This window comes from Pseudomonas serbica (assembly GCF_028823535.1).
In the GTDB taxonomy this organism is placed as follows: Bacteria; Pseudomonadota; Gammaproteobacteria; order Pseudomonadales; family Pseudomonadaceae; genus Aquipseudomonas; species Aquipseudomonas serbica.
Genome location: NZ_JAQIYM010000002.1, coordinates 99,718 through 125,394 on the forward strand (window position 1 = coordinate 99,718; position 25,677 = coordinate 125,394).

Annotated in this window: 23 protein-coding genes and 5 tRNA genes; 15 read left to right on the forward strand and 13 right to left on the reverse strand. The window is 60.2% G+C overall.

The genetic code is table 11. The features are described 5' to 3' along the window. Positions 1-42 precede the first annotated feature (42 nt). The 5 genes from codA to NQL71_RS03155 form a co-directional block, all read right to left on the reverse strand. A complete protein-coding gene (gene codA / locus NQL71_RS03135) occupies positions 43-1,290 on the reverse strand; it encodes a cytosine deaminase (RefSeq protein WP_046817867.1) in 1,248 nt (415 codons plus the stop codon). Between the two features lie 162 nt (positions 1,291-1,452). Then, the gene (locus tag NQL71_RS03140) at positions 1,453-2,283 is read right to left on the reverse strand and encodes an alpha/beta fold hydrolase (protein WP_274642262.1); all 831 of its coding nucleotides are present in this window, start codon (positions 2,281-2,283) and stop codon (positions 1,453-1,455) included. Positions 2,284-2,367: 84 nt separating this feature from the next. Continuing rightward, positions 2,368-2,724: a 6-carboxytetrahydropterin synthase QueD gene (gene queD, locus NQL71_RS03145; RefSeq protein ID WP_008056290.1), complete on the reverse strand. Its 357-nt coding sequence runs from the start codon at positions 2,722-2,724 to the stop codon at positions 2,368-2,370. 75 nt (positions 2,725-2,799) lie between these two features. Further along, entirely contained in the window at positions 2,800-3,879 is a 1,080-nt protein-coding gene (locus NQL71_RS03150) for a patatin-like phospholipase domain-containing protein (protein WP_077185526.1), read from the reverse strand. Positions 3,880-3,983: 104 nt separating this feature from the next. Next, positions 3,984-4,685: a murein L,D-transpeptidase catalytic domain family protein gene (locus tag NQL71_RS03155; protein ID WP_046817870.1), complete on the reverse strand. Its 702-nt coding sequence runs from the start codon at positions 4,683-4,685 to the stop codon at positions 3,984-3,986. An 82-nt stretch (positions 4,686-4,767) separates the two neighbouring features. On the opposite strand from NQL71_RS03155, the gene NQL71_RS03160 reads away from it, so the two are divergent. The 3 genes from NQL71_RS03160 (at position 4,768) to NQL71_RS03170 (ending at position 8,197) form a co-directional block, all read left to right on the forward strand. After that, positions 4,768-6,522 (forward strand): L,D-transpeptidase family protein, encoded by a 1,755-nt coding sequence (locus NQL71_RS03160; protein ID WP_274642263.1) that lies wholly within the window; start codon positions 4,768-4,770, stop codon positions 6,520-6,522. Positions 6,523-6,627: 105 nt separating this feature from the next. Further along, a complete protein-coding gene (locus NQL71_RS03165; RefSeq protein ID WP_046817907.1) occupies positions 6,628-7,416 on the forward strand; it encodes a WaaZ-like lipopolysaccharide core biosynthesis protein in 789 nt (262 codons plus the stop codon). A 121-nt stretch (positions 7,417-7,537) separates the two neighbouring features. Continuing rightward, positions 7,538-8,197 (forward strand): ribonuclease T2 family protein, encoded by a 660-nt coding sequence (locus tag NQL71_RS03170; protein WP_274642265.1) that lies wholly within the window; start codon positions 7,538-7,540, stop codon positions 8,195-8,197. On the opposite strand, the gene NQL71_RS03175 is transcribed toward NQL71_RS03170, so the two are convergent. Beyond that, entirely contained in the window at positions 8,198-8,668 is a 471-nt protein-coding gene (locus tag NQL71_RS03175; protein ID WP_274642342.1) for a PH domain-containing protein, read from the reverse strand. It abuts the gene before it with no gap. Between the two features lie 211 nt (positions 8,669-8,879). Here NQL71_RS03175 and NQL71_RS03180 point away from each other — a divergent pair, with 211 nt between their 5' ends. Continuing rightward, positions 8,880-10,451 (forward strand): sensor domain-containing diguanylate cyclase, encoded by a 1,572-nt coding sequence (locus NQL71_RS03180; RefSeq protein WP_274642266.1) that lies wholly within the window; start codon positions 8,880-8,882, stop codon positions 10,449-10,451. A gap of 180 nt (positions 10,452-10,631) precedes the next feature. Here the strand turns inward: NQL71_RS03180 and NQL71_RS03185 are convergent, their stop codons facing one another. Further along, entirely contained in the window at positions 10,632-10,952 is a 321-nt protein-coding gene (locus NQL71_RS03185) for a hypothetical protein (protein WP_274642267.1), read from the reverse strand. Positions 10,953-11,109: 157 nt separating this feature from the next. Here NQL71_RS03185 and NQL71_RS03190 point away from each other — a divergent pair, with 157 nt between their 5' ends. Both NQL71_RS03190 and NQL71_RS03195 read left to right on the forward strand, forming a co-directional pair. Continuing rightward, complete coding sequence (locus NQL71_RS03190) at positions 11,110-11,904, forward strand: exodeoxyribonuclease III (protein WP_046817876.1); 795 nt, start codon at positions 11,110-11,112, stop codon at positions 11,902-11,904. Positions 11,905-12,016: 112 nt separating this feature from the next. After that, complete coding sequence (locus NQL71_RS03195) at positions 12,017-12,844, forward strand: arylamine N-acetyltransferase family protein (protein ID WP_274642268.1); 828 nt, start codon at positions 12,017-12,019, stop codon at positions 12,842-12,844. A 67-nt stretch (positions 12,845-12,911) separates the two neighbouring features. Here NQL71_RS03195 and NQL71_RS03200 read toward each other — a convergent pair whose 3' ends face one another. Further along, positions 12,912-13,235, reverse strand: coding sequence for a BrnA antitoxin family protein (locus NQL71_RS03200; protein ID WP_046817878.1), 324 nt, complete (start codon positions 13,233-13,235; stop codon positions 12,912-12,914). 325 nt (positions 13,236-13,560) lie between these two features. Between NQL71_RS03200 and NQL71_RS03205 the strand changes: the two genes are divergently transcribed. Next, entirely contained in the window at positions 13,561-15,078 is a 1,518-nt protein-coding gene (locus NQL71_RS03205) for a nucleobase:cation symporter-2 family protein (protein WP_248686388.1), read from the forward strand. Positions 15,079-15,216: 138 nt separating this feature from the next. On the opposite strand, the gene NQL71_RS03210 is transcribed toward NQL71_RS03205, so the two are convergent. Further along, positions 15,217-15,292: transfer RNA gene (locus tag NQL71_RS03210), tRNA-Asn, on the reverse strand. 230 nt (positions 15,293-15,522) lie between these two features. On the opposite strand from NQL71_RS03210, the gene NQL71_RS03215 reads away from it, so the two are divergent. Continuing rightward, complete coding sequence (locus NQL71_RS03215; protein WP_046817880.1) at positions 15,523-15,753, forward strand: hypothetical protein; 231 nt, start codon at positions 15,523-15,525, stop codon at positions 15,751-15,753. Here NQL71_RS03215 and NQL71_RS03220 read toward each other — a convergent pair. Together NQL71_RS03220 and NQL71_RS03225 are read right to left on the reverse strand one after the other, a co-directional pair. Further along, on the reverse strand, positions 15,750-15,953 hold the full coding sequence (locus NQL71_RS03220) for a hypothetical protein (RefSeq protein ID WP_046817881.1): 204 nt from the start codon (positions 15,951-15,953) through the stop codon (positions 15,750-15,752). The two genes, NQL71_RS03215 and NQL71_RS03220, sit on opposite strands and share 4 nt — an antisense overlap. Positions 15,954-16,191: 238 nt before the next feature. Next, a complete protein-coding gene (locus NQL71_RS03225; RefSeq protein WP_046817882.1) occupies positions 16,192-17,388 on the reverse strand; it encodes an amino acid aminotransferase in 1,197 nt (398 codons plus the stop codon). Positions 17,389-17,741: 353 nt separating this feature from the next. Here NQL71_RS03225 and uvrB point away from each other — a divergent pair, with 353 nt between their 5' ends. Continuing rightward, the gene (gene uvrB / locus NQL71_RS03230) at positions 17,742-19,757 is read left to right on the forward strand and encodes an excinuclease ABC subunit UvrB (protein WP_046817883.1); all 2,016 of its coding nucleotides are present in this window, start codon (positions 17,742-17,744) and stop codon (positions 19,755-19,757) included. Positions 19,758-19,865: 108 nt separating this feature from the next. On the opposite strand, the gene NQL71_RS03235 is transcribed toward uvrB, so the two are convergent. Continuing rightward, a complete protein-coding gene (locus NQL71_RS03235; RefSeq protein ID WP_507189788.1) occupies positions 19,866-21,416 on the reverse strand; it encodes an MDR family MFS transporter in 1,551 nt (516 codons plus the stop codon). After that, on the reverse strand, positions 21,406-22,494 hold the full coding sequence (locus NQL71_RS03240; protein WP_248686391.1) for an HlyD family secretion protein: 1,089 nt from the start codon (positions 22,492-22,494) through the stop codon (positions 21,406-21,408). Before NQL71_RS03240 ends, NQL71_RS03235 begins: the two co-directional genes overlap by 11 nt. 242 nt (positions 22,495-22,736) lie before the next feature. On the opposite strand from NQL71_RS03240, the gene gltX reads away from it, so the two are divergent. The 6 genes from gltX to NQL71_RS03270 all read left to right on the forward strand — a co-directional run bounded on the left by gltX (position 22,737) and on the right by NQL71_RS03270 (position 25,662). After that, positions 22,737-24,218 carry a glutamate--tRNA ligase gene (gltX, locus tag NQL71_RS03245; protein WP_274642269.1) on the forward strand — a complete coding sequence of 494 codons (1,482 nt, stop codon included), beginning with the start codon at positions 22,737-22,739 and terminating at the stop codon, positions 24,216-24,218. A gap of 203 nt (positions 24,219-24,421) precedes the next feature. After that, positions 24,422-24,497 (forward strand) — tRNA-Ala (locus NQL71_RS03250). A gap of 79 nt (positions 24,498-24,576) precedes the next feature. After that, positions 24,577-24,652 (forward strand) — tRNA-Glu (locus tag NQL71_RS03255). A 53-nt stretch (positions 24,653-24,705) separates the two neighbouring features. Next, a tRNA-Ala gene (locus NQL71_RS03260) sits at positions 24,706-24,781 on the forward strand. Positions 24,782-24,862: 81 nt separating this feature from the next. Further along, positions 24,863-24,938: transfer RNA gene (locus tag NQL71_RS03265), tRNA-Glu, on the forward strand. A gap of 184 nt (positions 24,939-25,122) precedes the next feature. Further along, the gene (locus NQL71_RS03270; protein ID WP_008056330.1) at positions 25,123-25,662 is read left to right on the forward strand and encodes a TetR/AcrR family transcriptional regulator; all 540 of its coding nucleotides are present in this window, start codon (positions 25,123-25,125) and stop codon (positions 25,660-25,662) included. Positions 25,663-25,677: the final 15 nt, after the last annotated feature.

Below are 25,677 nucleotides of genomic sequence, written 5' to 3' on the forward strand. Positions count from 1 at the left end.
CGGGCTTGCCTGCGAAGGGGCCAGCCCCAGTCACCGCAACCTTCAGACCTGTCCGCCGGCAAGCTCCACCACCGGCATCGTCCGCTTCATCAGCACCTGGCCGCCGCGCACCGAATACAGCGGCAAGCCCTGGCTGCGGATAACCTCGTAATCGTTCTCCGCCGAGAGGATCAACAGGTTCGCCGGCCGCCCGGGCTCAAGCCCGTAGCGCTCACCCAGCGCCATGGCCCTGGCGCTATTGACGGTGACCAGGTCCAGGGCGTTTTGCAGGTTGCGATAACCGAGCATGTGACAGATATGCAGGCCGGCTTCGAGCACCCGCAGAATGTTGCCGTTGCCCAGCGGGTACCAGGGGTCGACGATCGAGTCCTGGCCGAAACACACGTTCATGCCGGCTTCCAGCAGCTCGTTGACCCGGGTGACGCCCCGGCGTTTCGGAAAATTGTCGAAACGCCCTTGCAGGTGAATGCTTTCGGTGGGGCAGGAGACGAAGCTGATCCCGGCGTGCCCGAGCAGACGAAACAGCTTGGCGCAGTAGGCGTTGTCATACGAGCCCATGGCCGTGGTATGGCTGGCGGTAACCCGCGAGCCCATGTCGCGGCTGCGGGCTTCTTCGGCCAGCACTTCGAGGAAGCGTGACTGCGGGTCGTCGGTTTCATCGCAATGCACGTCCACCAGGCAACCGGTGCGTTCGGCCAGGTCCATGAGGAACTTAATCGAGCTGACGCCCTGGTCTCGGGTGTACTCGAAATGCGGAATGCCGCCCACCACATCGGCGCCCATGCGAATGGCTTCTTCCATCAGCTCGCGACCATTGCGATACGACTCGATGCCTTCCTGGGGGAAGGCGACGATCTGCATGTCGACCAGATGCCGACTTTCTTCGCGCACCTCGAGCATGGCCTTGAGCGCCGTGAGCTGCGGGTCGGTGACGTCGACGTGGGTGCGCACGTGCTGGATGCCATGGGCGGCGAGGGCCTGGAGGGTTTTCCTGGCGCGCACCTTGGTGTCTTCTTCGGTGATGGTGACCTTGCGCTCGCCCCAGCATTCGATGCCTTCGAACAGCGTGCCGCTCATGTTCCAGCGCGGCTCGCCAGCGGTCAGGGTGGCGTCGAGGTGGATGTGCGGTTCGACGAAGGGCGGTACCACCAGGTTGCCCCCGGCGTCCAGGTCGTCGGGGCCCAGGGTCGGCGCTTCGGTCTGCCGGGCGATGTTGCTGATCAGGCCGTTTTCCAGGTGCAGCTCATGCAGGCCTTCCTGGTTGCGCAGCCGGGCGTTGATGATGTGCATCAGGCAGATCCTTTCAGAGAACCGTTTGGACGATAGCTCTACGTTAGCTCGGCAGCGGCAACTGTCGCCAGCGGTCTTTTCGCGGATGTACACGATCCCTGTAGGAGCTGGCTTGCCAGCGATGGCGGCCTCAAGACCAACCCAATGTTCAAGGCGGCCGCGTCAAACCGTCATATCCAACGGCAAAAAACGCATCAACGCCGCCACGATGGCTTCCGGCGCATCTTCCTGCACCAGGTGCCCGGACTTGGCCACCGCATGAAACTGCGCCCCCGGAATCATGCCCTGCAAGGCCCGTCCGCGTTCGATCGGAATCCACTGGTCGTCCTCTCCCCAGAGAATCTGCACCGGGCAGCGAATTGTCGGGTACAGGCCCTCAACCTCGCGGGTGTAGCGTTCGTCCATTTGCGCGATCTGCCGATAGAACGCCGCTTGCCCCGGATCGCCCAGCCACGGTTGCACATAGGGTGCGAGTTCGTCATCCGGGATGTCGCGCTTGATCGCCCCGCGAATATAAGCGGGGACTATGGCCCGCTGAATGTAATCCGGCACACCGCTGAAAGCGGCTTGGTGTTGACGCACATGCTGCACGAACGGCGAACCCCAGGGCGTCAGCGCCACCGGATCGATCAGCGTCAGGCTGCGGTAGTCCTTGCCGTTGAGCAAATGGCAGCGCAGGGCTGTGGCCCCGCCGAAGTCGTGGGCCACCACGTCCGGGCGATCCAGGCCCCAGTGTTCCAGCAACTGCGCCATCAACGGGTTTTGCACACCCAGGGAGACGTCGCCGTCGACCTTTTCCGATTGCCCGTAGCCCAGCAAGTCGAAGTAGTGCACCCGGTGCGTGGTGATGAAATGCGGTGCAATACGGTGCCAGACAAAGGAAGAGAAGGGCGTGCCATGCACGAACACCAGCGGCGGGCCATCGCCACGCACGGCGTAGCGAACGGAATGCCCATTGAAGCGATAGCTCTGAGCCAGCGGCCAGTCAGTCATGTGCGTATCCTCTCGGCGGGTGCGAGCCAAAAAGCATAGGCATAAAAAAACCACCGGTCTCGGTGGTTTTTTTGATCGATGGGCTTACTCGCCGCGATAGATGCAACCGCTGGTGCAGGTCTCGTGAATCCGGATCGCACTCAATTCCGGCAGCAGCGGCTTGAGTTCGGCCCATATGAATTTGGCCAGCACTTCGCTGGTCGGATTCTCCAGGCCAGGAATATCGTTCAGATAGTTGTGGTCCAGGCGCTCATACAGCGGCTTGAAGATCGCCTTGATTTCCGAGAAGTCACGAATCCAGCCGGTATGCGGATCGAGGTCGCCACTGAGGTGAATCGCCACTTTGAACGAGTGACCGTGCAGGCGGCCGCACTTGTGGCCGTCCGGGACGTGGGGCAGGCGGTGGGCGGATTCGAAGGTAAATTCTTTGAAGATTTCCACAGTGGTTTCAGCTCTGTTCAGGTGGCGATCGCCGCGGCGATGTGGGCAGGTGGCGAGTTTAACAGCTTGTCCTGACTAAAGGGTCAGCAAGCGTTCGGCGAGACGACCGTTGGCCGCCAGTTCGAGAAACTCATCGCCCAGGCGGCGGCTTTCATCCATGGTCGTACGCCAGTATTTCTGGCGGCTCGGGGCATCGCCCATGAAGCGCTTGAAATCATTGCGGTCTGGCAATTTGCCGTAGGGCAGGCGCGCCAGGTACTCCTTCGAGGGTGCCAGCAGTACGACATCCTGCAAGCGCACAGGGCAGGCGCGGCGCCAGGGCAGGGTCTTGTCGAACCAGCCGGGAATCACCCGATCGGTGAAGTGCGGATAAAGCACGATGTCGTTGCCGCTGTAGGGCAGGTCCAGGTGATAGTCCAGCAGACCGCCATCGCGGAACGTGCCCGCACCGGCGCCAGGAAGATGACGCACGCCTTCCATCACCATCGGGATCGAACCCGAGGCGAGCAGGGCCTGGCGCAGATTGGCGCTGTCCAGGGCGACGAAGCGCGAGGGGAAGTCGTTCAGCGCGTTGACCGGCGGTGCCAGGCGCGGGTCGTGGATGATCAGCCGTTCGAAGTGCCGGGACAGCCGTGCTCGACCGCGCAGGTTGTCGGCGATCACCGACGACAGGCCAAGGCCCAGGCGGCCGCGATGGTCGTCCGCGAGCAGGCCGTGGCTTTTGACCACCATGATGTTCAAGCGGTAATGAGGGTTGTCGAGCAGGGCCGCGTCACGCCCGTCGAGCAGATCATCGAGCATGCGCCGGGAACTTTGGCTGACCTGCGCCATGGTCACGCCTTTGCTGAAGTTCTGTTCGGTGTAGAGGTGGCCAAGGCGCCGCAGGCCTTCGGCGGCATCCGGCAGGCAGGCGCTGGCAAAACGCCAGGAACCCACCGACGCGCCGATCAACGAGCGCTCGCGCGGCGCCGCCGGCAGCCATTCGCCGAACAATGCCAGGTCCAGCCCCTGAATCCCCAGGGCCTTGGGACCCCCAGCGGCACCGGGTAGCGTGCCGACATCGGCGGCGCTCAAGCCGTTCTGGCGAATGCGTGCCAGTGCCCGGGCGCCAGCCTTGAGGGTCAGGGAGGGGAACTTGATATGGATAGCGGTCATACCGGTCTCGAATACGGGCGAACGAGCGGATTATAAGCGTGTGTTCGACGCAATTTCCCTGATGTCGTGCCCGTTTTTGGCAGATGACCGCTTGCGCGGGATGTTTACTGGCGTGAAGTGACCTTGTCCGACGAGGCTACCGTGCCGCTGCCGCAATTGATGTACGAAGACGATTTCAGCCAGCGTTGGTCCGGGTAGTAGGAAAACAGCAGCTGTCCATCCTTCATCGAGTCGATCAGGCGGTGGGCGATGGCCGGCCTGACTGCCGGGCAGCCCAGACTCCTGCCGATGCGGCCGTTGGCGCGAGCCAGCACCGGGCTGACATAGGGCGCGCCGTGGATGACGATGGCCCGGTCAAAGGCGTTATCGTTGAAGCCCGGTTCCAGGCCTTCCATGCGCAGGGAATAGCCGTTCTTGCCGACGTAGCTCTGTTGGGTGCGGTACAGGCCAAGGCTGGTGGCGAAGCTTTCATTCTGGTTGGAAAACTGGGTGGTCATGTTTTCGCCGCTGTTGCGGCCATGGGCGACGAGTTCGTGGAAGAGCAACTTGCGTTTTTTCAGATCGAACACCCACAGGCGTTGTTCGGTCGAAGGCAGTGAATAATCGATCACTGCTAGTCTCTGTGCCGGGGCTGCGCCTTGGGTGCGGGTACACTGTGTTGCGCGAACCGCCAGGGCAATGACCTTGGCATTGGCGTTTGGAGCCGCTTTGGCCAGCGCGACTTCGAGCGAATCGGCGTAGGCTGATGGAAGGAAAGCCGACGTCAGCAACAGGACTGGCAGAAAGCCAAAGCGATGTAGCGCCATAAAAATGTCTCATCAGGAATATTTCGAGTCTAGCAGTGAGTTGGACGCTAGCCCTTTGATTACAGGTGATTAAGGATTATCCATGGGTCAATTAACAAGGTTATTCGTCATAAGCCGTGTATTTTTTATGGTCTTTCTGATCAGCGGCACTGCTATGGGTGAAACTTCGCCGATCGTGCAGGTATCTCCGACGCCAGTGACTGTGGTCGGTGCTGCACCCGATGATGTCGTTGGTCAGGCCATCCAGGCGCAGCTCGAACCTTTGCAATCTTCATTCCCGCCACTGTTGACCTCGCAAAAACATCGACGGGTGGATGTCGCCCGGGTGGTCCTGGATTTCTATTCGCATCGCAATTACCGCGCGGCCTGGACGAACGGTCAGGATGTCAGCCAATTGCTCAAGGGGCTTGATGACACCCAGGCCGATGGCCTGGTGCCCGAGGATTACCGGGCTGGCGAGCTGGCCCAGGCGCAACTGGCGCTGCAGGCCACGGCGCCGACACCGGCGCAATCGGCGGCTTTCGACATCGCGGCCACCCGTACCTACATCACGGCGCTGCTGCAGTTGCGCCGTGGCAAGGTGGATCCGGCGCGGCTGGATTTTCACTGGAACTTCGAACCCGAGGGCATCGATCCCCGCGAGGACATGAATAGCTTCTTTACCGCCCTGGACGATCACGACGTGGCTCGCGCGTTCGCCCAGGCGCCACCCCAGGAGGCGGTTTATCGCAGCCTGCGCGAGAGTCTTGCGCAGTTGCGCCGGATTCGTGACGCAGGTGGCTGGCCGAAAGTCGCCGAGGGGCAGTCGCTCAAGCCCGGCATGGACAATGCCGCCGTCCGGCAATTGCGCTCACGCCTGGTGGCGGCCGGGTACCTGGACCCGCGCAAGTCCATGCGCACCGATTACGACGACAGTGTCATTGCCGCGGTGAAGAAATTTCAGCTCGAACAATACCTAGGCGCCGATGGCGTGGCGGGGGCGTCGACGCTGGCGGCGCTGAATGTGCCGGTCGAGGCGCGAATCGACCAGGTGCGGGTGAACATGGAGCGGGCGCGCTGGTTGCTCTATAAGCTGCAAGGCACCTTTGTCATCGTCGATATCGCCGGCTACAAGGTCGCCCTGTACCGCGACGGCAAGCCGGTCTGGCGCTCCCGGGTGCAGGTCGGCAAACCATTTCGCAGTACGCCGGTGTTCCAGTCGGAAATCACCTACGTCACGTTCAACCCCACCTGGACTGTTCCGCCGACGATTCTGGTCAAGGATATGCTGCCCAAGATCCAGCAGAATCCGGGCTACCTTGCGGCCAACCGGATTCGCGCCCTGGACCGCGAAGGCAATACGCTCGATCCGTCGACCGTCGACTGGTCCAATGCACGCGGCATCACACTGCGCCAGGACGCCGGCCCGGAAAACTCGCTCGGGCAGGTGGTCATCCGGTTCCCCAACGACTATGCGATCTACCTCCACGACACGCCCCATCGCGAGTTGTTCGCCAAATCCATGCGTGCCACCAGCTCAGGCTGTATCCGGGTGGAGAATCCGTTGCAACTGGTCGAACTGCTGTTCAACGACCCTGTGCGCTGGAATACGGCGGGTATACAAAAACAACTGGCCAATGGCAGGACCGAAAACATCAAGCTTCCCGTCAAGGTGCCCGTGCTGTTGGCCTATTGGACGGTGGACCTGAATACCGACGGACGGGTGACGTTCAAACCCGACGTTTACGGTTACGATTCGCCGGTGCTGCGACTCTTGAACCAGCCGTCCAAATTGCCCGCCCTTGAATTGCAGCGTGCAGAACCGCCACTGGTGGTAACAGGCCAAGATAAATCGTAGCTCCTGATGTCCTGCACAGAAGCAAACTGTAGGTTCATCCGTTGAAAACTATCGACATGGAAGCGGGTCACAGTTGTTCAATAAACAGGGATGGGGCCGTTGAGGATGGATGTTGCCGATAAAAAAATGACACACATCACGGGTTCGCTTCGGGTGCATGATCTGGATGAGTGCCGCAACACTCAAACAGGTCCGGTGTTCATCGTGGCGTCGGGCGCATCGGCAAAAGACTTTCCATTGCACAAGTATGCTGGTGTTCCGATGATCACCATGAACGGTGCCATTTCGAAATTCATCGGGACGGGTATCAGGCCGTATTTCTATGTCTGTACGGACCAGGGCTTTTCCGAGCAGCAACCGGAGCTGTTCACCGAAGCGATGCGCATCAGCGAGCGGGTTGCATTGTGGGAAAAACATATCTGGCACACGTCGGTAAAACCCCAGGGCAAGCTGTACTTTCTGACCCGGGCCCCCAGGCTTTCGTGGAGCGATTTTTTCAGGACCGACAAGGACTTTGTCAGGGGCCGCAGGCTAGGCAGCGCCCGCAACAAGACCCTCGGCTTCAGCAAGAATCTGAAACGCGGTTTTTTTGACGCCCGCACCGTTGCCTACCTGGCTTTGCAGCTTGCCTACCACTTGGGATTTACCCGGGTGTTCCTGGTCGGCGTCGACCTGGACCCGACGGCGGGGCGCTTCTATGAAAGGCCGGGCCGGTTCCTTTCGCCCTGCGTACTCGATGAGCATTTTCATACGAGAATCCTGCCGTCCTTCAAGATCCTGTCGCAGCAGGTGGTGAATGAGGATTTTCAGGTCCACAACCTGTCCGATATCTCGAAAATACCACAGCGACTAATCCCCCGGTTGACGCTGCAGGAGCTCGACAGCTTGCTCTGACTGATCGCACTGCATAATCATTTCTACTCACTCTCGTGGTGCGAAAGCGCGTGTAGCTATGCCAAAGTAGCGGCTTTTGATCGACCCGTCGTCGGTCAAGCCACCCTGCGGGAGCGTGCCGATGAACAGACTTCATGCCGTGGTCGCGCTGATCCTGTTGACGCTCGCCAGCGTCGGCACGAGCAGCGCCCGGGATTCGCGAAATGGCGGACCGGAATCCGTGGCAGGGGTGTTCGATTACTACCTGTTGGCGCTGTCCTGGTCACCCACGTATTGCCTGACCCACGCTGACGACGCGCAATGTTCCGGCCAAGGCTACGGTTTTGTGCTGCACGGCCTATGGCCGCAATACACCCGGGGTGGCTGGCCGAAGTCTTGCGCGCCGAGGCTAAAGCTCTCGGCAGAGGAGCGAGCCAAGGGCTTGATGCTGTACTCGTCGAGGAAATTGCTCGAGCACGAATGGGCCAAGCACGGCACGTGCAGCGGCCTCGGCGCCGACGGTTACCTGGAGGCTTCCGACAAGGCCTTGGGCGCGGTGAGGATTCCCGAGCAGCTGCAACCGTTGAGCAGCACGCATTACTTTGCCGCTGCGGACATTGCGCGGATGTTTCGCCAGAGCAATCCGGGGATACCGGTGGACGGCGTCGTGGTGATCTGCAAGGGGCCGCAGTTGTCGGAGGTTCGCGTCTGCATGGACAAGGACCTGGCGTTTGCCTCGTGCGGCAAAGGCGTGAAAAGCCAATGCCGCGCCGGGGATATTCGGGTTCCAGCGTTGCGCTGATTATCCGAGCGCCAGTCCTGCCTGTACCACTGACAGCAAATTGTTTTCAGTCAGCGCCACCGCATCCGGCCGCGTTGAGGCTTGCTCGAGCTCTTGCAGCCACCAATGTGTTGCACCGTGTTCGTCCACGGTGCGCACCAGGGCAAGTTCATTGCCCTGACTGTGAATTTCGACCCGCCCCTCGCCATCTGCCGTAAAACGCGCAACAGGGTCGAAGGTGATGCTGTGGTGATTGGCGCTGATCACCAATTGGTCGATGGCATAGTCGAAAGTGTCGCCCAGCGGGTGACTCTCGTAAACGTGAGTAGGGTTGCGCCGCAGGACCATGCCGGCCTCGGTCAAGGGCTGTAGCCAGGCCTCGATCCGTTGATACAGCGCATAGACCTGGCCCGGCCAGCTGTCGATCGCCTGATCCGTGCTGGCAAGCCGGGTCTGTTTCAGTTTTATCGCGAGCTCGTCTGCCTTGCTCATTTTCAATTCCCTGACGTGGTGTAAGACACATCGTAGCTCCTTGACGGCGATGTGGCTGTTGTCCTGGGTCATGCCACCGAGGGTTTCCTGGCGGGACAAGCAACCATTTGGCATCTGTTGTCCTTTTCCCGTTTGGAACATCGTAGACTTGGCGGCCGAAATCAGGGGGCATGGGCGTCGCTCATGCCTTGCCTTTTCAGGGGAACGCTCTTTGCCACCACGCCTTGATGACCTGTACCACGCCCCCGGCGTCGCCTTGAAACGCATTCCACTGCGCAAGGCTGCGGTGTTGTTTATCGGCACGGTGTGCCTGTGCCTGTGCGGCCTGCTTTATTTGCAACTGGAACAATCCCGACGCCACGACCTGAGCCAGGCCCAGATTGCGTCGTCGAACCTGGCGCGGGCCATGGCACAGCAGGCCGAAGACACTTTCATGCAGGCCGATCTGGTGCTGACCAGCCTGGTGGACTGGATCCAGACCGACGGATTCGGCCCTGCCCAGCGTCCGCGCTTGCAGAAAACCTTCGCCCGGCGGGTGCAGGTGCTCGATAAATTGCACGGCATCCTGCTGTTTGATCAAAAGGGCCAGTGGGTCGTCACCTCATTTGCAGCACTGCCTCGCGGCAACGGCGTGGCAGACCGCGAGTACTTCAAGTTTCACCAGCAGAACATCTCGTCCGTGGCGCATATAGGCCCGGCAATCCGCAGTCGGGAAAACGGAGAATGGATCATTCCAGTCTCCAAGCGGGTCAATGATCGCAATGGCCAGTTCCAGGGAGTGCTGCTGGCCGGGATAAAGATGTCTTACTTCGAGCAGTTCTTCAAAAGCTTCAGTATCGACGACAACGGCACGATGTTTCTGGCGTTGACCGATGGCACGCTGTTGGCACGCCGGCCCTATGTGCAGGCGCAGATCGGTACATCGTTGGCCAAGGGGGAAATCTTCCAGGACCTTTTACCGCGGGCGACTTCCGGCAACGCGATGTTCGCATCCGAGGTGGATGGCATTGTCCGGCTGTATGGCTATCGGCAGCTGGAGGCCTACCCGCTGGTGGTCTCGGCGGCATCCTCCCGGGACTCGATCCTGGCGGGGTGGTACGACACGGCGGTGCGTTCCAGCGCAATCGTCGTGCTGGTCATGCTGGGGGTCGGTCTGATCGGCTGGGTGTTCATTCGTCAGGTGCGTGTCGGTGAGCAGGTCGAGGCGGATTTGCGCAAGGCTCAACACGCGCTGGAACTGATTGCCACCCACGACAGCCTGACCGGCCTGGCCAATCGAAGGCTGTTCGAGCGGGCCCTCGATATCGAATTCGGTCGCGGCGCCCGGAAAAACAGCCCGCTGAGCCTGATCATGCTCGATATCGATTTCTTCAAGCGCTACAACGACACCTACGGTCACGTGGTGGGTGATCACTGTTTGGCCGAAGTGGCGCGGGCCGTGAAAAGCTGCTGCCACCGCAAGGCCGATCTGGCGGTGCGTTACGGGGGTGAAGAGTTTGCGGTGTTGCTGCCCGATACCGATATCCGTGGTGCCATGACCCTCGCCGAACAGATTCGCCACAGCGTCATGGGCAAGAACATCAGCCACACGGGCTCGCCTACCGGATTCGTGACCGTCAGCCTGGGTTGCTATTCGTTCGTGCCGACGGGGCGTGACAGTATGGAAGTGTTCATCCAGCGCGCGGATGCTGCGCTGTATCAGGCCAAGCACTCGGGCAGGAACCGTTCGGCGGTGTTATCGATGGAGAGCGAAGCCCAAGTGCTGATGCGATCGGATCGTTGATGTGGGGCCGACCGTCGTCCTCTCGGAATTTGTGTAATTGATCGTCTAGCGTTCCGGTAGCTCTGCCGCTCCCGGGGCCGAGGCGTTGAATGACTAGTGGAATCCGCCGGCGGTCAGGCAGATGTAGGTACGGGGCGGAAGGCAGCCGAGGCTGAATCACCATCGGCTGCCTTTACGCGTTCAGCTGCCCGTCCCGCCGCCAGCCCCACCGGTCCCGCCGCCAGCCCCACCGGTCCCGCCACCGGCCCCGGTGCCCCCTCCGGCACCCGAACTGCTGCTGCCACCGGCACTGCCACTCGAAGAGCCGGTGGCGCCACCGTCACCGGCGTTACCGCCCGAGGGCGAACTCGGGGTGTTGTCGGGCGGCATGACCGGGCCACTGGTTGCACCGGATTTAGTGCCCGTCGCGTCAGCGCCATCGCCGGACGCCGCGAAGGTGGCCAAGGGGGCCGCGCAGAGCAAACCGGCGAGAAACAGCGAAGTGAGTTTGGTATTGATCATGGTCCGTCTCCAAAAAATGAGTCGTTACCTGAAGTTGGTGTGAAGGGCGGGGCGCTTGGTGCCGACTGGATGACGAGCGGCACAGGTTGTGATTGACCGAACAGCTGGCAGGCGGTGTGGTCACACCCAATAGGCCCAGCCAAACGGGACGGTGGTCATGAAAAAGCTGCGAATCGCGACGTTCAACGTCAACGGCATGCGGGCCCGCCTGCCGAATCTATTGGCCTGGCTTGAGCGCGAGCAGCCGGACATCGCGTGTCTGCAGGAACTCAAGTCGGTCGACAGTGCGTTTCCCGCCGCGCAGTTGGAAGCTGTCGGCTACGGGGCGATCTGGCAGGGGCAAGCATCGTGGAACGGGGTGGCGATCCTGGCCCGGGATGCGCAGCCGCTGGAAAGCCGCCGAGGCCTGCCCGGCGATGACGACGATACCCACAGCCGTTATCTGGAAGCAGCCGTCCATGGGGTGCTGGTGGGATGCCTGTACTTGCCCAACGGCAATCCGCAGCCGGGGCCGAAGTTCGATTACAAGCTGGCCTGGTTCGAGCGCCTGATCCAGTACGCGCAGTCGCTGCAGGGCAGCGAGCATCCAGTGGTGCTGGCCGGTGACTACAATGTGGTTCCCACCGACCTCGATATCTATAACCCGCGTTCCTGGCTCAAGGATGCCTTGTTGCAACCCGAGAGCCGCGAGTGTTATCAGCGTTTGCTGGACCAGGGCTGGACCGATGCCGTGCGTCACCTGTATCCGCAGGAGAGGGTCTATACCTTCTGGGATTATTTTCGCCAGCACTGGCAGAAGAACTCCGGGTTACGCATCGATCACCTGCTGCTCAACCCGGCCGCGAGTCCTTACCTCGAGGAAGCCGGGGTCGATGCCTGGGTACGCAACGAACCCCATGCCAGTGACCATGCGCCCACCTGGATTCAATTGGGCTCGCGCAAGCGTCGTTGATTTTTCCAGCCGACCGATTGGCTAAATCAATTGTCGGTGATCGCCCTTCATCCCTTATACATAGCCTCCCCTGGCGGAGCGATCCGCAGCTTGCGTGCATAAGGATCAAGCGATGAGCGAGCCACGTCTGACACACCTTGCGTCATACCTGCAACGATTGGGGTTCGACGCTTCCCCGGCGCCGACTCTTGAAACCCTGCGCCTGCTTCAATTGCGCCACACCGGCGCCTTTGCGTTCGAAAACCTCACGACACTGGCGGGCGAGCCGGTGCGCATCGACCTGGCGTCGATCGAGCAAAAGGTCCTGCAGGATGGACGCGGCGGTTACTGCTACGAACTCAACTATCTGTTCCTGGCCTTGTTGCAGGCCCTTGGCTACGACGCGCGGGGCATCAGCGGGCGTGTGGTGATGGGGCAGCCGGAGGGCGCCTGGACCGCTCGTACGCACCGCTTGAGCCTGGTGACGCTCGACGGCGTGCGCTACATCACCGACGTCGGCTTCGGCGGCATGGTGCCCACCGCGCCGCTGTTGCTCGACAGCCGTGATGAACAGTCGACGCCTCACGAGCCGTATCGCCTCGAGCAGCATGCCGACGGCTACACCCTGCGTGCCAAGGTCGCGGATGAATGGCGCGCGATGTACATCTTCGACCTGCAACGCCAGGAGGATATCGATTACGCCGTCGGCAATTGGTATGTCTCGACCCACCCCGAATCATCCTTCGCCCGGCAATTGATGGTGGCGCGCACGGGGGAGGGTTGGCGTCGTACCCTCAATAACGGCAGCTTTGCGATCCATCGCATCGGGCATGACAGCGAACGTCGGCAAATGGCCGATGTGCAGGCGTTGATCGACATACTGGAAGGTGAGTTCGAGATTCGTGTGCCGACCCACGCGACATTGATGCGCACACTTGAGCGTTTGATAGCGCCGCAATAGGTGGCTCATCGTGCACACAAAAAAGGGGCGGATTGGATCAAGCTGCCCTTTTTTCGTGCCTGTGGCCTTACGGCCGGGCTTCGGGCTCCATCACCCGCTGAATTTCGCTAAGGGCCTGCGCTAGCTTTTTTTCCAGGCCTTTCAGGTCAGAGGCGCTGATGCCTTTTTTCAGGTGCCTGCAAGCACTGGTCTCGGTCTTGCCATGCTCGCTCAGCAACGCCCGGCGCAGCGTGTTGTTGATCGCGGTCTGGTAGCCATACCCCTCGCTTTCCGCGAGCGCACGTGCCGCCTCGATGACGACGTCGTCGAGCATGATGGTGATACGGGTCTTGCCTTTGCCGGGGGCGACTGCCCCACGACTGGCATGGCTGAAGTCGTACTCGTCTTTCATGGGTCAAGCCTCCAGATACTTTGTTGGCTGCGTTCTTCGCCTTGTGATACTGAATTTCGAATGGCTTAGTTATGCATATTTTATATGTATATGGAAGGCGGCGATCACTACCGATGGTCGCCATGAATTCAAAAGACCAGTGGGCGCAGGAGAATGGGCCGCAAGGATGTATTTCAAGGTTTTTTGCGAGAAAGCGCGCAGTGGCACACAGTCTGCATGAACGACCGTTCATAATTTGACTGGCAAGTTGTATACAACTCTATGGACATTTGTCCTGAGTATTGAATACAGTGTGCGCATAACAAAAACCAGGGAACCCCCTAACATGAAAACGCCCCATGTTTCACACCAACGGCCTGAAGATGAAAATCTCGGGATCGGCGCGAATATGGCTTACGGCCTGCAACATGTTCTGACCATGTACGGTGGCATCGTCGCGGTGCCTTTGATCATTGGCCAGGCGGCCGGCCTCTCGCCGGCGGACATCGGATTGTTGATTGCTGCTTCATTGTTTGCGGGGGGGTTGGCCACGTTGCTGCAAACCCTGGGTCTACCGTTTTTCGGTTGTCAGTTGCCGCTGGTGCAGGGTGTGTCGTTTTCCGGCGTCGCGACCATGGTGGCGATTGTCAGCAGTGGAGGCGAGGGCGGGTTCCAGTCGATCCTGGGGGCGGTGATAGCCGCGTCCCTGATCGGGTTGCTGATTACGCCGGTGTTCTCGCGAATCACCAAGTTCTTCCCGCCGCTGGTCACGGGAATCGTAATCACCACCATCGGCCTGACGCTGATGCCGGTGGCGGCACGCTGGGCCATGGGTGGCAACAGTCACGCCCCTGACTTTGGCAGCATGGCCAATATCGGCCTGGCAGCGATGACACTGGTGCTGGTGCTGTTGTTGAGCAAGATCGGCAGTGCCACCATCTCCCGGTTGTCGATCCTGTTGGCGATGGTCATCGGTACAGTCGTCGCGGTGTTCCTTGGCATGGCGGATTTCTCGTCCGTCGGCCAGGGGCCGATGTTTGGTTTCCCGACCCCGTTCCATTTCGGCATGCCGACCTTCCACTTCGCGGCGATCCTGTCGATGTGCATCGTGGTCATGGTGACGTTGGTGGAGACGTCGGCCGATATCCTGGCCGTGGGTGAGATCATCGACACCAAGGTCGATTCCAAGCGTCTGGGCAATGGTCTGCGTGCGGACATGCTGTCGAGCATGATCGCGCCGATCTTCGGTTCCTTCACCCAAAGCGCCTTCGCCCAGAACGTCGGGCTGGTGGCGGTGACCGGCATCAAGAGCCGCTATGTGGTAGCCACCGGCGGCCTGTTCCTGGTAATCCTCGGCCTGCTGCCGTTCATGGGGCGCGTCATCGCCGCCGTGCCGACCTCCGTCCTCGGCGGGGCCGGTATCGTACTGTTCGGCACCGTCGCGGCCAGCGGCATTCGTACGCTGTCCAAGGTCGACTACCGCAACAACGTCAACCTGATCATTGTCGCGACCTCCATCGGTTTCGGCATGATCCCGATTGCCGCGCCGAACTTCTACGATCACTTCCCAAGCTGGTTCGCGACGATCTTCCATTCGGGCATCAGTTCTTCCGCGATCATGGCGATCGTGCTCAACCTGACCTTCAACCACCTCACCGCCGGTAATTCCGACCAGCAATCGGTGTTTGCGGCCGGTACCGAGCGGGTGTTGCGCTACCAGGACCTGGCGGCGTTGCGTGAAGGGGATTACTTCAGCGACGGCAAGTTGCACGACTGTGATGGCAAGGAGATTCCGGTGATTGAGGTGGATCACGGGCATGGCGAGCCACGCGTGGTGCATGCCAAAAGCAGTGAGCATGTCTGACGATTTGAAAGCCTAAGGTCAAAAGATCGCAGCCTGCGGCAGCTTCTACATGCCGCAGGCTGCGATCTTTTTGCTTTTCCATCGGCCACAAAAAAGCCCCTGAATCTTTCGATTCAGGGGCTTTTCGATATTGCTGTCTGGCTCCACGACCTGGACTCGAACCAGGGACCCAGTGATTAACAGTCACTTGCTCTACCAACTGAGCTATCGCGGAATGGCGCCTATGTTACTGATTCAAAAAGAGAAGTCAAGCATTTGATAATGACGGGAGGGTTTTCTCGGGACGGACGGTGGTTTATCGGTGATTGGCGGTTACCGGAATCGCTGGCGGGGGCTAACATGGCTGCCCGGAAGTGGTTCCACGCGCTGCCGGCCATTCGCCGATAAGGTACGTGCCATGACTTGCTTGACCGCCACAAAATCCCGACACAGTGGGGTGTTCCCATGAGCATCGCGCAAATCAGCCTGCCCAAGGGTGTCGGCCCGCACGCCGAAAAACTGTTCGATGCAATCACGCAGGCCAGCAACGCTGATGAGTTGAATCGCGCGGGGGGTAAGGCCGAAGGTTTTGTCCTCGGCCTGGAAAGCACCAAGGCGATCAAGAGCCAGGTCGCTGAATCGCTGTATGTCGCCTATGACGACGCTGCCAGCCAGCGCGCGACCGAACTGGCCTAACCGCCGAAAGTGATGGTGCCAAGCATCAGTTTGGCGTAGAGCGCCGTAGCACCCAGCTGCACCAGCCACAGGGCCAGGCCGCCGAGAAACACGCCGGCAGCGACTTGCATCACCAGGTTGTTGCCGCGTTGTTTGGCCGGGGCGCGGGGGATGAAGTCATCCAGGTCGTCGCGGTCGGCGCGCAGGTTATCGTTTTTCATATCGGCTCTCATAAAAAATCCCGGGTGTACACGAAACCTGTGGGAGCGAGCCTGCTCGCGATGAGGGCATCACATTCAACATTGTTGTTGGCAGGACAATCGCTATCGCGAGCAGGCTCGCTCCCACAGTGGATAGATGTGTGCAGTTTAGAGGGGTAGGTCTAGGCTTTGAGAATTATCTGCGACAAATAAAAAACGGGAAGCCCAAAGGCTTCCCGTTTTTCGTACCACGCGAACGTCAGATCACCTGGACAATCGCATCCGTCACAACCTTGATGTTGCTCTGGTTCAACGCAGCCACGCAGATACGGCCGGTGTCCAGGGCGTAGATGCCGAACTCGTTGCGCAGGCGATGCACTTGTTCAACGGACAGGCCGGAGTAGGAGAACATGCCGCGCTGACGGCCGACGAAGCTGAAATCGCGTTGCGGCGCGTTTTTCGCCAGGGTGTCGACCATCTGGGTGCGCATGCCACGAATGCGCAGGCGCATTTCAGCCAGCTCGGCTTCCCACTGGGCACGCAATTCCGGGCTGTTGAGCACGGCAGCGACGATGCTTGCGCCGTGGGTCGGCGGGTTGGAGTAGTTGGTGCGGATGACGCGTTTGACTTGCGACAGTACGCGCGCGCTTTCTTCTTTCGATTCGCTGACGATCGACAGGGCGCCTACGCGCTCGCCGTACAGCGAGAACGACTTGGAGAACGAGCTGGAGACGAAGAAGGTCAGGCCCGATTCGGCGAACAGGCGCACGGCAGCGGCGTCTTCGTCGATGCCATCGCCGAAACCTTGATAGGCCATGTCGAGGAACGGCACGTGCCCTTTGGCTTTCACCACGTCCAGGACGTTGTTCCAGTCCGCCGGGCTAAGGTCCACGCCGGTCGGGTTGTGGCAGCAGGCGTGCAGGACAATGATCGAGCCGGACGGCAGGGCGTTCAGGTCTTCCAGCAGGCCGACGCGGTTCACGTCATGGGTGGCGGCATCGTAGTAGCGATAGTTCTGCACTGGGAAGCCGGCGGTTTCGAACAGCGCGCGGTGGTTTTCCCAGCTCGGGTCGCTGATCGCCACGACGGCGTTTGGCAGCAGTTGCTTGAGGAAGTCGGCACCGATTTTCAGTGCACCCGTGCCACCAACGGCCTGGGTAGTAATGACGCGGCCAGCGGCGATCAGCGGCGAATCATTGCCGAACAGCAGTTTTTGCACGGCCTGGTCGTAGGCGGCGATGCCGTCGATTGGCAGGTAGCCACGGGAAGCGTGTTGAGCGACGCGAATGGTTTCGGCTTCGACAACGGCGCGCAGGAGTGGGATTTTCCCCTCCTCGTTGCAATAAACACCGACGCCCAGGTTGACCTTGTTGGTACGGGTATCGGCGTTGAATGCTTCGTTGAGGCCCAGGATTGGATCGCGTGGTGCCATTTCGACAGCGGAGAACAGGCTCATTTTTGCGGCGGCTCTGAATGGAGAGTGGAGGGACGTGTCGCGCTCCAGCCGAATGCACTAGAGCGGTGCACAAACGGGGAGCTAGTATAGAGGCCATCCGCGAGTGATGGCGACAGACGAATCGGCTTTTACGGTAAGTTTTTCCGATTATTTTTCGACCGTTAGTCGAATGCCTGCGTCAAAGACTTCAAGGGATGTAGGACGTTTGCCTTGAAAGCGCGGGCAATCGGCTCCACATTGAGCACAATCCAGTATTTTCTTCGGGCGACCTGCGTCGTTTGCGGCCTTTCTCGTTTCTGCCGATTTTACCGTGCAGGTGCGATATCCCTGCTCCGAGAACCGAGAGGTAGTTCATGTCTGAATTCCAGCTAGTCACCCGTTTCGAGCCCGCCGGCGATCAACCGGAAGCCATCCGCCTGATGGTCGAGGGCATCGAAGCCGGGCTTGCGCACCAGACGTTGCTCGGTGTAACCGGCTCGGGCAAGACCTTCAGCATCGCCAACGTGATTGCCCAGGTGCAGCGTCCGACCCTGGTGCTGGCGCCGAACAAGACCCTGGCCGCGCAGTTGTACGGCGAGTTCAAGGCGTTCTTCCCGAACAACGCCGTGGAATATTTCGTTTCCTACTACGACTACTACCAGCCCGAAGCCTACGTGCCGTCCTCGGACACCTTCATCGAGAAAGACGCCTCGATCAACGACCACATCGAACAGATGCGCCTTTCTGCGACCAAGGCATTGCTCGAGCGCAAGGACGCGATCATCGTCACCACAGTGTCGTGCATCTACGGTCTAGGCAGTCCGGAAACCTATCTGAAGATGGTTCTGCACGTGGATCGCGGTGACAAGCTCGACCAACGTGAATTGCTGAGGCGCCTGGCCGACCTGCAATACACCCGCAATGACATGGAATTTGCCCGTGCGACCTTCCGTGTGCGCGGCGACGTGATTGATATCCACCCGGCGGAATCGGATTTCGAAGCGATCCGCATCGAACTCTTCGATGATGAAGTGGAAAGTCTGTCGGCGTTCGATCCACTGACCGGTGAAGTGCTCCGCAAGCTACCGCGCTTCACTTTCTACCCGAAAAGCCACTACGTGACGCCCCGGGAAACCCTGATGGGTGCCGTCGAAGGGATCAAGGTCGAGTTGCAGGAGCGCCTGGAATACCTGCGTTCCAACAACAAGCTGGTGGAAGCCCAGCGTCTGGAGCAGCGCACCCGATTTGACCTGGAGATGATTCTTGAGCTGGGCTATTGCAACGGCATCGAGAACTACTCGCGCTACCTGTCCGGCCGCGAAGCCGGGGCGCCGCCTCCTACCCTGTACGATTACCTGCCGGCCGACGCCTTGCTGGTGATCGACGAATCCCACGTCAGCGTTCCGCAAGTTGGGGCGATGTACAAGGGCGACCGTTCGCGCAAGGAAACGCTGGTGGAGTACGGCTTCCGCCTGCCGTCGGCGCTGGACAACCGGCCGATGCGTTTCGACGAGTGGGAAAGCATCAGCCCGCAGACGATTTTCGTCTCGGCGACACCGGGCAACTATGAAGCCGAGCACGCCGGGCGCGTCATTGACATGGTGGTGCGTCCGACCGGGCTGGTGGACCCGCAAATCGAGATCCGCCCGGCACTGACCCAGGTCGACGACTTGCTGTCGGAAATCACCAAGCGCGTCGCGCTGGAAGAGCGAGTGTTGGTCACGACGCTGACCAAGCGCATGGCTGAAGACTTGACCGATTATTTGGCCGACCACGGCGTGCGCGTACGCTACCTGCACTCGGACATCGACACCGTGGAACGGGTGGAAATCATCCGCGATTTGCGCCTGGGCACCTTCGATGTGCTGGTGGGGATCAACCTGCTGCGCGAGGGCCTGGACATGCCGGAAGTGTCGCTGGTGGCGATCCTCGATGCCGACAAGGAAGGATTCCTGCGTTCCGAGCGTTCGCTGATCCAGACCATCGGCCGGGCGGCGCGTAACCTCAATGGTCGGGCGATTTTGTATGCCGACCGGATCACCGGCTCCATGGAGCGGGCGATCGGCGAGACCGAGCGTCGCCGCGACAAGCAGATCGCCTTCAACCTGGCCAACGGCATCACGCCCAAGGGCGTGTTCAAGGACGTTGCCGACATCATGGAAGGCGCTACCGTGCCGGGTTCGCGCAGCAAGAAGCGTAAAGGTATGGCCAAGGCGGCCGAGGAAAACGCCAAATACGAAGCCGAATTGCGCTCACCGGGCGAGATCGCCAAGCGCATCAAGGCGCTGGAAGAGAAGATGTACCAGCTGGCACGTGACCTGGAGTTCGAAGCGGCGGCGCAGATGCGCGACGAGATTGCCAAGTTGCGCGAGCGCTTGATCACCGTCTGAAAGAGCAGGGGGCAACGTTGACCTGTAGGAGCTGGCTTGCCAGCGAATCGATGGTGGCCCTGATGCCACCTTCGCTGGCAAGCCAGCTCCTACAGGGATTGCAGCGTCTCAGTGAGCTTCACCAGCCTTGAGTCCAGCCGGCAATTTCCGGGTCAGCAACACCGCCAGCATGCTGATCCCCAGCGCTATCCCGACAAAATGAAAGGCATCGTTGTAGGCTATGATCGACGCCTGCTGGTGGGCGATCTCGCTGAGTTTGCCCAGGGCTGCGTTTTCACTGCCAAAGCGATCCGCCAGTGACGCCATCCGCTCCGCCACCTGGGGGTTGGTCGGCACGATCGCTTCGCGCAAATAATCGTAGTAAGTCTTGGTCCGCGCATCCAGCAGCGTGGCGAGCAGGGCGATACCGATGGCACCGCCGAGGTTGCGCAGGATGTTGAACAGGCTCGACGCCGACCCCGCGTCCTGAGGCAGGATGTATGCCGTAGCGATCAGGGAAATGGTGACCATGATCAACGGCTGGCCCAGGGCGCGAATGATCTGGATCTGATTGAACTGCGGCCCGGCGAAGTCCGGGTTCAGTACGCCCGAAGAAAAACTCGCCAACCCGAACAGTCCGAAACCGACCGTGCACAGCCATTTCGGCGAGACATACTTCATCAGCTTGGGGACCAGCGGAATCAGGAACAGCTGCGGCACGCCCATCCACATGATCACTTCGCCGATCTGCAGGGCGTTGTAGTTCTGGATCTGCGCCAGGTACAACGGTAACAAGTAGATCGAGCCGTACAGGCCAACCCCCATCCCGATGCTGGAAATGCTCGACAGACCGAAGTTGCGATTACCCAGGATGCCGAGGTTGATCAGCGGATTGGGTTTGGAGAACTGTACGATCACGAAGGTGATCAGGCTGATCAGGGCGATGCTGCCCAGGGTCACGATCAGATTCGACTCCAGCCAGTCCTTGCGATGGCCTTCTTCGAGAAACACCTGCAAACAGCCCAGGCCCACGCCCAGGGTCACAATGCCGGCATAATCGGTGCTCTTCAGCAGTTCCCAGTGCGCTTCTTTCTTCTCCAGACCGTACATCAGGCCGGCGATCATGATCAGGCCGGGCGGAATGTTGATGTAGAAGATGTATTCCCAGCCCCAGTTTTCAGTCAGCCAGCCGCCCAGCGTCGGGCCGATGGAAGGCGCGAAGGTGGCGGTCATGGCAAACATGGCCATGCCTTTGGCGCGGTGATGCTCAGGGAGTTTGATCAGGGTCAGGGTGAACGCCAGCGGAATCAGCGCGCCGCCGGTAAAACCCTGGAGGGCGCGAAAGACAATCATGCTTTCCAGGCTCCAGGCCATGGAGCACAGCAGCGAAGCGACGAGAAACCCCAGTGACACCCAGACCGCCAGCCGACGTGCCGACAGCAGCTGCACCAGCCACGCGGTGAGCGGGATCATGATGATTTCCGCCACCAGGTACGAGGTGGAGATCCACGAGCCTTCTTCCAGGGTTGCCGACAGCGCGCCCTGGATGTCCTTGAGCGAGGAGTTGGTGATCTGGATGTCGAGCACCGCCATGAAGGCGCCGAGCATCACGCTCATCACCGCGATCCAGTCCCGCCGGGTCGGCTCGCCGACCGGGCGGATCAGTTGGTCACCGGCCATCGTCAGCGGCGTCTTTGCTGCTCAATCTGGCGCTGACGTTTTCCGGTGCGTCCTTGATATTCACTTTGGCGGTGACTGACATGCCCGGGCGGATCTTGCCGCGCAGCGGGTTGTCGGCGGCGAAAGTCAATTTCACCGGAATGCGTTGCACGACCTTGGTGAAGTTGCCGGTGGCATTGTCCGGCGGCAATAGGCTGAACTGCGCGCCCGAGGCGGCGAACAGGCTGTCGACCCGCGCTTCAATGGGGGTGTCGCCGTAGGCATCGAAGGTCAGCTCGGCCTTCTGACCGGGCTGCATGTGGCCAATCTGGGTTTCCTTGAAGTTGGCCTGGATCCAGATGTCTTCATCGGGCACCACCGACAGCAGGTAGGCGCCGGCCTGCACATACTGGCCTTCTCGGGCGGCGCGCTGACCGATCAGGCCGCTAATCGGTGCGTGGATTTCACTGCGGGTTAGGTTCAGCTCGGCCTGGGCCAAATCAGCCCTGGCATTGGCGATCTGCGCGTCGAGGCGTTTGATTTCAGCGGTCAATGCGTTGACTTGCTGGCGTTGTCCCTGGGCATCCGCCTGAGCCTTGGTCAGTTGCGAGCGGGCAATGTGGTTGTCGGCGGAAAGGGTGGTCACGCGCTCTTCGGAGACATAACCGGGCTTGCGCAAGGTTTCGGCGCGGTTCAGGTCAATCTGCGAGCGGCCCAGGCTCGCCTGGCTGGACGCCACTTGCGCGTCGCTGGCGGCAATCAGGCTGGCCTGCTGGGTCAGTTTGCTCTGGGCTTGCAGGCGTTCGGCCTGGCGGGTGGCGAGGGTCGCGTTGGCGCGGTCGACGGCGAGGCGGAAATCGTCGCCTTCGAGGCGGATCAGCAGCTGGCCTTTCTCGACGTGCTGGTTGTCCTGCACCAGCACCTGGTCGATGCGCGCACCCAACTGGCTCGACACGCGGGTGATCTCGCCCTGGACATAGGCGTTGTCGGTGCTTTCATAGAAGCGCCCGGTGAAAAACCAATGGGCAAAGAAGCCCCCGGCGATCAGCAGGACAATCAACAGGAAGATGGACAGGCGACGCTTGAGTTGTGCAGGCATGGGGCAAACTGTAGTCGAGAATATGTAAGGAAAGTTATCAGCAGGTGAATCTGTCATACAGCCGATAAGCGGTAAATGCCGGTGGCTGATATTCGGCCATTCACCACGCCATGCGGGCGTTGTAGACGCAACCTTGGCTTAAATGCCCTGTTCACTGGAGCATGGCGTACGTCGCCTGTTACCATTCGGCTCTTGTTTGAAGTTCGCCTTGATCTTCGCTTTTATTCTTTTCGAGACTCGCCATGACCACCGTCCGCACGCGCATCGCGCCATCGCCTACCGGGGACCCCCACGTAGGTACCGCTTACATCGCATTGTTCAACTACTGCTTTGCCAAGCAGCACGGCGGTGAGTTCATCCTGCGGATCGAAGACACCGACCAGCTGCGCTCGACCCGCGAGTCGGAGCAGCAGATTTTCGACGCCCTGCGCTGGCTGGGCATCGACTGGAGCGAAGGCCCGGACGTCGGCGGCCCACACGGTCCGTACCGGCAAAGCGAGCGCGGCGATATCTACCAGAAGTATTGCCAGCAGCTGGTTGAAATGGGCCATGCCTTCCCGTGCTTCTGTACCGCCGAAGAGCTGGACCAGATGCGCGCCGAGCAAATGGCTCGTGGCGAAACCCCGCGTTACGATGGTCGTGCCCTGTTGCTGTCCAAGGAAGAAGTGGCGCGCCGCCTGGCCGCTGGCGAACCGCACGTGATCCGCATGAAGGTGCCGAGCGAAGGCGTCTGCGTGGTGCCGGACATGCTCCGTGGCGACGTGGAAATCCCATGGGACCGCATGGACATGCAAGTCCTGATGAAGACCGACGGGCTGCCGACGTACTTCCTGGCCAACGTGGTCGACGACCACCTGATGGGCATCACTCACGTATTGCGCGGCGAAGAGTGGCTGCCGTCGGCACCGAAACTGATCCTCCTGTACGAATACTTCGGCTGGGAACAACCCGAGCTGTGCTACATGCCGCTGCTGCGTAACCCGGACAAGAGCAAGCTGTCCAAGCGCAAGAACCCGACGTCGGTGACCTTCTACGAGCGCATGGGCTTCATGCCCGAAGCCATGCTCAATTACCTGGGCCGCATGGGCTGGTCGATGCCGGACGAGCGCGAGAAGTTTTCGCTGCAGGAAATGGTCGACAACTTCGACCTCAGTCGTGTTTCCCTCGGCGGGCCGATTTTTGACATCGAGAAGCTGTCGTGGCTCAACGGCCAGTGGCTGCGCGACCTGCCGGTGGAAGAGTTCGCTGCGCGCGTGCAGAAGTGGGCGTTCAATTCCGATTACATGATGAAGATCGCGCCGCACGTGCAGGGCCGCGTCGAGACTTTCAGCCAGGTTGCCCCCCTGGCCGGGTTCTTCTTTGCCGGTGGCGTGAACCCCGATGCCAAGCTGTTCGAATCGAAGAAGCTGTCGGGTGATCAGGTTCGCCAGCTGATGCAGTTGATCCTGTGGAAACTCGAGAGCCTGCGCCAGTGGGAAAAGGACAGCATTACCGCGACCATCCAGGCGGTGGTTGAATCCCTGGAACTGAAGCTGCGTGACGCCATGCCGCTGATGTTCGCCGCGATCACAGGACAAGCTAGTTCTGTGTCGGTGCTCGATGCGATGGAAATCCTCGGGCCGGACCTGACCCGTTTCCGTCTGCGCCAGGCGATCGACCTGCTGGGCGGCGTGTCGAAGAAAGAAAACAAGGAGTGGGAAAAGCTGTTGGGCGCGATCGCCTGACACGCTTGATGAAGGGCTGATGGCCATTGTGTGTGCCCGTTGATGGGCGCGCAGTGGTCCTCAGACCCCCGATTTTTCGGGGCGAGGGCGGTAAGTGGTTGTTATGTCGGCAAAAAATTTTAATTTTTTTGAAAAATAAGTTTGACAGACTTTCGATACGCCCTTAAGATTCGCCCCGTCCTCAGCGATGACATCAACGATGAGGGGCTATAGCTCAGCTGGGAGAGCGCTTGCATGGCATGCAAGAGGTCGACGGTTCGATCCCGTCTAGCTCCACCAATTTACACTTCGAGGTCTGGCCACACCGGCCTTGAAGCGATCAACACTCAGCGTTGATCTGTTGTATAGAAGGGTTTGCGTCCCCTTCGTCTAGTGGCCTAGGACACCGCCCTTTCACGGCGGTAACAGGGGTTCGAGTCCCCTAGGGGACGCCAGTTTTACAGAAACGATGTTGCAAGATGTCGTTCCGCCGCGAGGCGAAAAATCCGGGGCTATAGCTCAGCTGGGAGAGCGCCTGCATGGCATGCAGGAGGTCAGCGGTTCGATCCCGCTTAGCTCCACCAATTTTACAAGTTCAAGGTCTGGCCACACCGGCCTTGAATCGATCAGCTCTCAGCACTGATCAGTTGTATAGAAGGGTTTGTGTCCCCTTCGTCTAGTGGCCTAGGACACCGCCCTTTCACGGCGGTAACAGGGGTTCGAGTCCCCTAGGGGACGCCACGATTACCCGCTCTGCGGGATTTTATAAGGGTCATTCAATTATTGAATGGCCCTTTTGTTTGTCTGGCGTTTGGCCAAATCTCCCTCTTTCTCTCAAACTGTTCTTCAGACCAGCGGTCACATTCATGACTTGCAGAATATTATTATGAGAATAATATTCTAGTCGTAATATTCGGAGGCAACGATGAACGATAAAAAAGCTCAAACCCGCGAACGCATCCTCAAGGCTGCCAGCGCCGCGCTGATCCAGCGTGGTCCGGCCGAGCCGAGCGTTGGCGAAGTGATGGGCGCAGCCGGCCTGACGGTCGGCGGTTTTTATGCGCACTTCGAAAGCAAGGACGCCATGATGCTCGAAGCGTTCAAGCAATTGCTGGGTCACCGCCGTGACCTGATTGCCGACATGGATGCCCAATTGACGGGTGAAGAGCGTCGCGCCCTGGTCGCCGCGTTTTATCTGTCACGCAAACACCGAGATTCCAGCGAGTCGGCGTGTCCGATCCCGGCTTCGATCGGGGAACTCGGACGCCTGCCCGAGGCGTTTCGGATCGCACTGAATGAACACATGGAGCTGATGGTCGCGCAGTTGGCGGCCAGTCCTGAAGACACCGACAAAGCCCTGGCCGACCTTGCCTTGATGGTGGGCGGCCTGGCGCTGGCACGGGCACTGGGCCCGGGTGATTTATCCGATCGATTGCTGCGCGCGGCCAAGTCGGCGGTGCGTTGACCTGAAGGCCTGCGG

Excerpts from the sequence above, each read along its gene's own strand:
- codA (WP_046817867.1), bottom strand. The coding sequence starts at position 1,290 with ATGCACATCATCAACGCCCGGCTGCGCAACCAGGAAGGCCTGCATGAG.
- NQL71_RS03140 (WP_274642262.1), bottom strand. The coding sequence starts at position 2,283 with ATGACTGACTGGCCGCTGGCTCAGAGCTATCGCTTCAATGGGCATTCC.
- NQL71_RS03150 (WP_077185526.1), bottom strand. The coding sequence starts at position 3,879 with ATGACCGCTATCCATATCAAGTTCCCCTCCCTGACCCTCAAGGCTGGC.
- NQL71_RS03155 (WP_046817870.1), bottom strand. The coding sequence starts at position 4,685 with ATGGCGCTACATCGCTTTGGCTTTCTGCCAGTCCTGTTGCTGACGTCG.
- NQL71_RS03160 (WP_274642263.1), top strand. The coding sequence starts at position 4,768 with ATGGGTCAATTAACAAGGTTATTCGTCATAAGCCGTGTATTTTTTATG.
- NQL71_RS03165 (WP_046817907.1), top strand. The coding sequence starts at position 6,628 with ATGGATGTTGCCGATAAAAAAATGACACACATCACGGGTTCGCTTCGG.
- NQL71_RS03170 (WP_274642265.1), top strand. The coding sequence starts at position 7,538 with ATGAACAGACTTCATGCCGTGGTCGCGCTGATCCTGTTGACGCTCGCC.
- NQL71_RS03175 (WP_274642342.1), bottom strand. The coding sequence starts at position 8,668 with ATGAGCAAGGCAGACGAGCTCGCGATAAAACTGAAACAGACCCGGCTT.
- NQL71_RS03185 (WP_274642267.1), bottom strand. The coding sequence starts at position 10,952 with ATGATCAATACCAAACTCACTTCGCTGTTTCTCGCCGGTTTGCTCTGC.
- NQL71_RS03190 (WP_046817876.1), top strand. The coding sequence starts at position 11,110 with ATGAAAAAGCTGCGAATCGCGACGTTCAACGTCAACGGCATGCGGGCC.
- NQL71_RS03195 (WP_274642268.1), top strand. The coding sequence starts at position 12,017 with ATGAGCGAGCCACGTCTGACACACCTTGCGTCATACCTGCAACGATTG.
- NQL71_RS03200 (WP_046817878.1), bottom strand. The coding sequence starts at position 13,235 with ATGAAAGACGAGTACGACTTCAGCCATGCCAGTCGTGGGGCAGTCGCC.
- NQL71_RS03205 (WP_248686388.1), top strand. The coding sequence starts at position 13,561 with ATGAAAACGCCCCATGTTTCACACCAACGGCCTGAAGATGAAAATCTC.
- NQL71_RS03215 (WP_046817880.1), top strand. The coding sequence starts at position 15,523 with ATGAGCATCGCGCAAATCAGCCTGCCCAAGGGTGTCGGCCCGCACGCC.
- NQL71_RS03220 (WP_046817881.1), bottom strand. The coding sequence starts at position 15,953 with ATGAAAAACGATAACCTGCGCGCCGACCGCGACGACCTGGATGACTTC.
- NQL71_RS03225 (WP_046817882.1), bottom strand. The coding sequence starts at position 17,388 with ATGAGCCTGTTCTCCGCTGTCGAAATGGCACCACGCGATCCAATCCTG.
- uvrB (WP_046817883.1), top strand. The coding sequence starts at position 17,742 with ATGTCTGAATTCCAGCTAGTCACCCGTTTCGAGCCCGCCGGCGATCAA.
- NQL71_RS03235 (WP_507189788.1), bottom strand. The coding sequence starts at position 21,416 with ATGGCCGGTGACCAACTGATCCGCCCGGTCGGCGAGCCGACCCGGCGG.
- NQL71_RS03240 (WP_248686391.1), bottom strand. The coding sequence starts at position 22,494 with ATGCCTGCACAACTCAAGCGTCGCCTGTCCATCTTCCTGTTGATTGTC.
- gltX (WP_274642269.1), top strand. The coding sequence starts at position 22,737 with ATGACCACCGTCCGCACGCGCATCGCGCCATCGCCTACCGGGGACCCC.
- NQL71_RS03270 (WP_008056330.1), top strand. The coding sequence starts at position 25,123 with ATGAACGATAAAAAAGCTCAAACCCGCGAACGCATCCTCAAGGCTGCC.